The organism is Nostoc sp. (assembly GCF_036917975.1).
In the GTDB taxonomy this organism is placed as follows: domain Bacteria; phylum Cyanobacteriota; class Cyanobacteriia; order Cyanobacteriales; family Nostocaceae; genus Nostoc.
In genome coordinates, this window is sequence record NZ_JBALEJ010000092.1 from 1 (window position 1) to 7544 (window position 7544).

Genomic DNA, 7544 nt, shown 5'->3' on the forward strand with positions numbered 1-7544 from the left:
TTACCCAAAGCCTCCTCCCCTCTCCCCACTACATAATCCTCTAGCTCCATCTTCGCTGCGCTCACTTATATGAAAGGGAGTAGGGAGTAGGGAGTAGGGAGTAGGGAAACTAAGAAAGCTTTTCCGAAAAGCGGGGTTTCAACCAATATGCGATACAAGGATTTTTTCTCTGACGAGACGCTGTTCGCGTTCGCGCCACTTGCAGGCGTTAGCGTGTAGCGGGACGAAGTACGGCTTTAAACCTAAATCGAGGGCTAATTTCTTCCCCTACTCCCTACTCCCTACTCCCGCCCCGAAGGGGTTGTAAACTCCAACTATTTTTTTAGTCTTTTTATCCAAGGCTAAAAAGAAATAATTTTAGTTACTAAATCTCTATTATCACTACATATTTACCACTACCCCAAAATGAAATATGGTTCTCTATATCTTTAACAAAAATAGCATCTGTTGCCACATCGAGCAGGGCTGCTTTTTCCAAGATTTTCTGTTCGGACTGAATCAGCCGAATGAAACACCCGATTATCTTCTTGTTTTGCTATAGCGTTTGGAATTCACATTTCCTGATAACAGTGGCTACAATGCCAATAAATTTCTCTTGAGCGGTGCCAAAAAATGGATAAAGTCAAAATAATTCGTAAATATCTTAGTAAAACTTGTACAAGTTATACACCAATCAAACGCTCGGTTAAACATGATTGATTTCTAACATGAGAGTGTCATACTAACCTTTATCAACAAATTGACAAAGTTTAGTGAAATATATGCTTAATAAAGCTTTATTAACGAGTCCTCGCAAATTGAGTATATCTACAACAATCAGTCAATCGGTGATGAGTAAGCATTTTTGCCCTAACTGTTCAGACGTTTTACTCCGTCATGTGCATTTGGGAAAACTTTACTGGCGCTGTAGTTACTGCTATCAGGAAATGCCCGTTTTCTAAACGGCAGTGATACGCTAACGTGCCATCAGCACGACAACTGATCGCCCCCCAGCAAGATATTCAAGAGATGTAATTAAGGGCGCAGTTTTCAAATCGGAGAAATCTTGAGGAGATCGCAAAGCAGTATCTACAATTTGATGCCAGCCTTCTCCACTACTCAAAAGTGGTAGTTCAAATGTCAACGGCTGCCAATAAGCATTGAGGATAATATATAGATGCTCGTTAGATTTTGGGTGACGGAGGGTGAATGCCAGACTATGAGAATCATTCCCCCAATCAGGCTGCTCTAGTTTCGTGCCATGCCAGACGATGTTTGGCCGATGAGAGCCATCGGTAAGACTGAGAACTTTTTCTTGCCGAAAGATTCTTAAGGATTGGATAAACTGAATTAGTCCTCGGACAAATCGCAATAAATCCTTGTGTTTTTCGATACTGCTCCAGTCAAACCAACTCAGTTCATTATCTTGGCAGTAACCATTGTTATTCCCCTTTTGCGATCGCCTAATTTCATCTCCCATGAGCAACATCGGCGTTCCTTGGGAACATAAAAGGATGGTGAAGAAGTTTTTGATTTGTCGCAAGCGCAGTATTTCGATTTCTGCATCGTCCGTAACTCCTTCTGCGCCACAATTCCAACTATTGTTGTCCTTTGTGCCGTCACTGTTATTTTCCCCATTGGCTTCGTTGTACTTGTAGTTGTAAGAAACTAAATCATTTAAGGTGAAACCATCGTGACAGGTAATAAAGTTAATACTATGATTCGGTTCGTAGTCGGGTCGTGAGTAGATATCTGGGCTACCCATAACGCGAGCCGCTAACCGACTTACTATACCGCGATCGCCTTTCACAAAACAGCGCACATCATCGCGGTAGGGACCATTCCATTCTGCAAAGCGATCGCTTCCTGCGACAAACTTTCCTACCTGATATAGTCCAGAGGCATCCCAGGCTTCAGCAATCACCTTTGTTCCTGCCAAAACTGGGTCTGTTTCTATCGCCCAGAGAACAGGCGAATCGGCAAAGGGCTGACCTAATTTGCTCCGAGATAGGACAGATGCTAAATCAAAACGGAAACCGTCTACGTGCATTTCGGCTACCCAGTAATACAAACTATCTAAAATCATCCGCGTAACCATCGGATGATTCGCTTTCAAAGTATTACCGCAACCACTGTAATTACTATATTCAGCTTGGTTTGGTTCCAGAAGGTAGTAAGCCTGGTTGTCTAATCCCTTAAATGACAATGTTGGCCCATTGTGATTACCTTCTGCCGTGTGGTTAAAGACAACATCTAGAATTACCTCAATCCCGGCGCGGTGAAGGGCTTTGACCAGATCACGAAATTCATTTATGGGATCTAAGCGATCGCTACGGGAACTATAATGGCTGTGGGGTGCAAAGAAGCTGATCGTACTGTAGCCCCAGTAGTTCTTGTGACTAGGACGTGCATCATTAGGATCAAACTGATGAATTGGTAGCAATTCAACTGCGGTTATTCCTAATTCCTGCAAATAAGGAATTTTCTCAATGAGTCCTGCATACTTACCGCGTTTTTCGGGAGACACACCAGAAGATGGATGACGAGTAAAACCATCTATGTGCAGTTCATAAATGACTGTTGTTGCATAAGGAATCCGTAGGGGAAGATCCCCCTCCCAATCGTAAGTTTTGGGATCATCTGCTACCACAGCCCGTAGCGCTTGGGCGCAATTATCCTTACCAAAACAGCTAGCAGCTTCACGACTATAATTATCCCAACCTACTACCGCTCTCGCATAGGGATCAAGTAATACCTTACTACTATCAAACCTTAGTCCTTGATCTGGTGCATAAAGTCCATCCGCCCGATAAGCATAAACCTGACCAGCAGCAATATCTGATACCAAGATATGCCAATAGTAGAAGGTTTTATTATGCTTTTTGTGTAGCTGAATCACACGGCTGGGTTGGGGTGAATTTGGCTCATCAAAGAGCAATAATTCCAGTCCAGTGCAGCTTTTAGAGAATACCGAAAAATTGACACCATTAGGGGTAAATGTAGCGCCAATTGGAAAAGGTTGACCTGGCAAAATATCAGGAAGCATTTTGGTAAAAATGGACATAACAAATCATAATTAGGTTATTGAAGAAGGCAGAAGGCTTTTATGTTTCGTTCAGATGGGGATTCAAACCCAAAGAGTTCGAGGAACAAGAGGGTTTGGGGTTATCTCCCAGCCCCGGTGTGTGGTCGGAATGTGAGATTAAAACGCGAGCTAACGACTTTGTTGGTCTTGGGATTGGAATTTAGACTAAAAGCGATATGAAAGAACGCAAATCAAATGGAATTAGAGATTAAAAATATATCGTCAACAATCTCTATATACCCATTTTGATGAAAACTATGTGGGTAGATATACACCTTTACAATTCCTGTTTGCTCCAGTGTACTGCTTTGAAGCAAGCGATGCCTGCGGCGGTAAACTACGCTTCAGGTGTGTAACTTTGACTCGCTTGAATATCTGAACTACATTACTTACCAAAAGTATCTTAGTTGACACTAAATTAGCTCACTCTTTTGGATGAGAAAGAAATCAACCAATTAGGTGAGATGAGTGCAGTTATTTGAGACTAATATTGAAGAATAAATTCAGAAGTAAAAATTCAGAAGTAAAAATTCAGAATCCAGCAATCTATTAGTGGGAAATTCCAAGCCGCCACGACGAAAGTTGACCACTAAAGAAAGGATATTTAGTGGGGTTTTCAACTAATTCGTAATTGAGAATTTGTAATTGGTAATTGAATTCTTAACTACGAATTACGTAAGCGTTGCCCATTACGAATTAGTTAAACCCCAAAATTCAGCACTTGTACTGAGCGTTGCGTTGCCCTGAGCGCGGTCGTTGGGCAGGCTCAGGGTAACACCTGCGTCGAACGCGCAGAGCGTCTCCAAGAGTTGGGTCGAAGTGTCACGCCGAAATCTACTTTTTCGTACAAAATTCAGAGCTTTCTTCTGGCAACAGATTCTATGAATAGAGACTACTGATTGCCAGATATCTAACTTAGGGTAACTATATGAAACTGAATACCTTCATCAATTGTGCATTTGTGATTGCATCTATTGCGCTTGTACCCGGAATTGCTATAGCTCAAACAGCTAATAATGATAGTGGCAACCCTTTAGCTGTCAACTCTAACAATTTACCCACTCAATTTAAAAATAATAGCGTTCTCCAACCCTTCCAAACAGCATTTTTTGCTTATCAAGGTTACTTCAAGCCAGAGGGAATTCCCAGTGCTGGTGCTTTGGTATTCCAATACAAAGGAGGAGAGATAACAGCAGTTGATGTTGTGAAGGCTGCTATTAAAGCTAATAGGCTCCCAGCACAAACTTTGAATGATACAGATTACATAAACGCTGTTGATTCTCAGCTTAGGTCATTTAGCAGGGATTAGCGGGTTGGCAGTGGTTATTCCCAAGTCTAGCGTCAACGCCCATAGGGTTTAAAAACATCCCATTTGATGAGGCTATTATATGAACAAGATTGTTTTAGCTGTTTTGGCCACCGCTTTGAGTACTGCAACTACTGTAGCTTTCTCTCAAAGTGCTAAAGCTGACTCGACCTACGGCCATCGCTCAGAATATTCTCGAGAAGATTACCGAAATCATCATCGGGGAGATCATCATTGGGGAGATCGTCATTGGGGAGATCGTCATCGGGGAGATCACCCATATTACTTTCACCGAGAGTATTATCCTCTAATATATGACGACGAAGGATATTATCGACAACCTCATTCTCATCTTCAGCTTATTATTCCACTGAACTTTCGGTAGTCATTATTTAAGTGGCGCTGCTCATCAAAACCACTTGATGCGCGTAGGCGAACGCAAGTGCCTCTCCAAGAGTTGCCCGCCGCAGGCAGGCATCGCTTGTGTAAGTTCTCTTACCTTCATAGCGATCGCTTCTGTCCGGGTGCAAGAGCGCCATCGCTCCTCCTGAGTTTTCCTCTTTGAATTTTAGGAGGGGCGATACCGCTAACGCTACGCTATCGGTGTCGCCCAATTTCCCAATATACTTTTACCGCATATATCTAAAGAAAATAAAAAGCGGTGCAAATACGGCTAAAAGTATTCCGGCAATACCAGAATATAACTGTATTGAAGTTTCATGCTTGACATTAGTTAGGAAAAAAACGCCATATAGAATCTATGGAAGATAGCCTATAAACAGTACCTATCTTTCCACAGTCTTTAAAATTACTTGGCGTTTTTGTTTGAGAGAATTGAGCAATTGAAGTACATAAAGTTCAAATTCGGCGTTTCTTCTATTGGTGAATTGAATGGGGGGAACCGAAAAAGTATCTGGGAAATTGATAACTAAATTACCTAGACTTAATCCTAGAGGTCTTAAATGTCCACCTTGGAATTTTGCTCGGAAATCTTCTGGGGGTTTTTTAAATATATTAAAGAACCATTGCGACGTAGATTTACCTATATTATCTAACGGAGAATAAACCAAACCTAGCAAATTAAATAAATTACTGTTTTCGATTAAAGCATCCGTTTCTTCAGGGGTTGGTTTTACATTCAAACCAAGACGGATAATAAAATCTGCGAAGATTTTAGGTTTAATTGCGCTGTCAAGTCCAGTATTGACCGGAGCTAAAAATAGAGATCCCTGATTTTTAATAAAGATACTGGCAATTTTTACATCCGACTCAGCAAAATTTCTCTGAACTCTGGCAGAATCTTGATTGACATAGTAGGAAACTAATTTTTTCGCCTTAGAACTTTTACCCTGAAGTTCATTAATTAGATTTTCAATATCAGTAAAAACACTTTGAACTTTTTTTTCTTGTTTTTCTGGAGATAAATTACCTGATGTTTTTTTGACTACCTCACGGATCAACTCTTTGATTTCGTATACTTCTTTGGGTAAGGCACTAAATGCTTCCAAAAGTGCAATATATTTACAGCCAATACTATGTCCTATCCAATAAAAGTTAGAATCATCTAAGTAAATTTCATATTCATAACCTACTTGTTCTGCCATTCTCACCAATTCCGGCATAAGTGTATATTGTTCTTTGATGAGAAATCCTGCCTCTGCATAGTGGTCAAAAGTAAAGTTGAATGGCAGAATAATTATTGTATAGCCCTGCTTGAATAAACATTCGAGTAGATAGCGATAAAAAAGCATGGGGACAAATGTACCGAAAAAAGCCCCACCGATGAATTGGATTACTCCTTGAGGTTGAGGATGCAGAGCAACCCAACTAAAAGAAACTGGTTGAAATCTCACCTTTAGACTCATAATCTTCCTGATTTTTTATCTGGAGTTTAGACTAAGCAATGCAAAATGACCCAGCAGGGCTGAGTTAATCACAGACTTAGCAAAAGTATGAATAATCTTGTGTTGGGAAGGGGCGATCGCCTGAATTGAGTGGTAACAAGCACACATCAGTCGATAGCCCGCAACTTGGGTTGATAGTTACAACGCTATCTTGCAGGTTTTAACATTTATCATCTAAGGGACTGACAAATAAAAAATACTCAACAATTTCTTGTGGGGTGGGCGTCTCGCCCGCCCATAGCCCAGGCGGGCAAGATGCCCACCCCACAAGATTGGATAATTTATTTGTTGGAAGTCCCTAACTATCCCCTTAGTCTAAAAATTATATTTGTTGCTAGTAGGTGTCTGGAGAGAATAGGCTTCTTCTGACACAACTTGCAAGAATGACCCTGAGGCATCCAGAGTTAGAAATGTTCCACGAGTTGCAGGTGAGATCAAAAAACTAGAGCCAGCTGTGCTACTATTCACTTCGACGTATCCCCGAAGACCCGCTTTCGCTTTTGTAATATCGGGTGGAGTACCCAAACCTGCTAGTAAACTTTCTATATTAGGCTGAAGCAAAAATAGAGCCGTCTCGCCAGCAGGAATCGGAGCAAGGTTGGCGACACCTTTGTTACCAGTAATCGGAGCAAGGCTATTAGGCGTAAAGAGAGCATTCTCGAAATCAAACACGTAAAAAGTATCACTCAATGTAAGAGTGCCATTTGCGGTGCTATGAAATGTAAGTGTCAGTGGAGCTGATACAGAACCCACATTAGAGATTAATGCAAAATATGCCTGAACCACCACTGGATCTGGGACAGCAGGTGAAGGATTAATCGGTATCCCAACTTCAGGTGTGATGGGTTCAAATAAGAGTTCAAAAGAAGATAGTGTAAACGTCGTAGTCATGAGATGTTCCTTGCATAAATTATTCAAGACAAAATGCTAGAGCTTATCAACGTTGGTTAACTTGATGCATAAAACCAAGTGAGTGCATTGGCTCTGCTATCGCTAACCTATCCTACGTTTAAATCAACCCACCTACTTAATTCTGTTTTCTCGTTGATAGTACTGTTGCTTTGAGCATTCTGATAATTACTACCACTTCGGTGCTGGCAATTTCGGAAAAGTTCTAAATAGAGCTAACTGTTCATTCTCTCCTTCTATTGTTTGAGGCACAGCGTCATAACTGGACGTGAGTTCGACGGATAGAAAAGCGCAAAAAGCTTGCTATGTATGAATTTGCTTAACTGAGCATACAAAAAGGCGATCGCGGAGGGCGGGCAGT

The 7544-nt window shown here is 41.3% G+C and carries 5 protein-coding genes; 2 read left to right on the forward strand and 3 right to left on the reverse strand.

Annotated features, from left to right (window positions below; genetic code table 11):
* Positions 1–955: 955 nt before the first annotated feature.
* Entirely contained in the window at positions 956–3043 is a 2088-nt protein-coding gene (glgX, locus tag V7K76_RS29210; RefSeq protein WP_335030332.1) for a glycogen debranching protein GlgX, read from the reverse strand.
* Between the two features lie 949 nt (positions 3044–3992).
* Between glgX and V7K76_RS29215 the strand changes: the two genes are divergently transcribed.
* Both V7K76_RS29215 and V7K76_RS29220 read left to right on the forward strand, forming a co-directional pair.
* Positions 3993–4373, forward strand: a complete 381-nt coding sequence (locus V7K76_RS29215) for a hypothetical protein (RefSeq protein ID WP_334952980.1) — start codon at positions 3993–3995, stop codon at positions 4371–4373.
* Positions 4374–4452: 79 nt separating this feature from the next.
* Positions 4453–4755 (forward strand): hypothetical protein, encoded by a 303-nt coding sequence (locus V7K76_RS29220; protein WP_334952982.1) that lies wholly within the window; start codon positions 4453–4455, stop codon positions 4753–4755.
* Between the two features lie 400 nt (positions 4756–5155).
* Here the strand turns inward: V7K76_RS29220 and V7K76_RS29225 are convergent, their stop codons facing one another.
* Both V7K76_RS29225 and V7K76_RS29230 read right to left on the reverse strand, forming a co-directional pair.
* Complete coding sequence (locus V7K76_RS29225) at positions 5156–6235, reverse strand: DUF1350 family protein (RefSeq protein ID WP_334952984.1); 1080 nt, start codon at positions 6233–6235, stop codon at positions 5156–5158.
* 354 nt (positions 6236–6589) lie between these two features.
* Positions 6590–7165 carry a hypothetical protein gene (locus V7K76_RS29230; RefSeq protein ID WP_334952986.1) on the reverse strand — a complete coding sequence of 192 codons (576 nt, stop codon included), beginning with the start codon at positions 7163–7165 and terminating at the stop codon, positions 6590–6592.
* Between the last annotated feature and the right edge of the window lie 379 nt (positions 7166–7544).

What these genes read in the sequence shown, in the direction of transcription:
- V7K76_RS29215 (WP_334952980.1), top strand. Translation starts at nt 3,993, where the DNA reads ATGAAACTGAATACCTTCATCAATTGTGCATTTGTGATTGCATCTATT.
- V7K76_RS29220 (WP_334952982.1), top strand. Translation starts at nt 4,453, where the DNA reads ATGAACAAGATTGTTTTAGCTGTTTTGGCCACCGCTTTGAGTACTGCA.
- V7K76_RS29230 (WP_334952986.1), bottom strand. Translation starts at nt 7,165, where the DNA reads ATGACTACGACGTTTACACTATCTTCTTTTGAACTCTTATTTGAACCC.
- V7K76_RS29225 (WP_334952984.1), bottom strand. Translation starts at nt 6,235, where the DNA reads ATGAGTCTAAAGGTGAGATTTCAACCAGTTTCTTTTAGTTGGGTTGCT.
- glgX (WP_335030332.1), bottom strand. Translation starts at nt 3,043, where the DNA reads ATGTCCATTTTTACCAAAATGCTTCCTGATATTTTGCCAGGTCAACCT.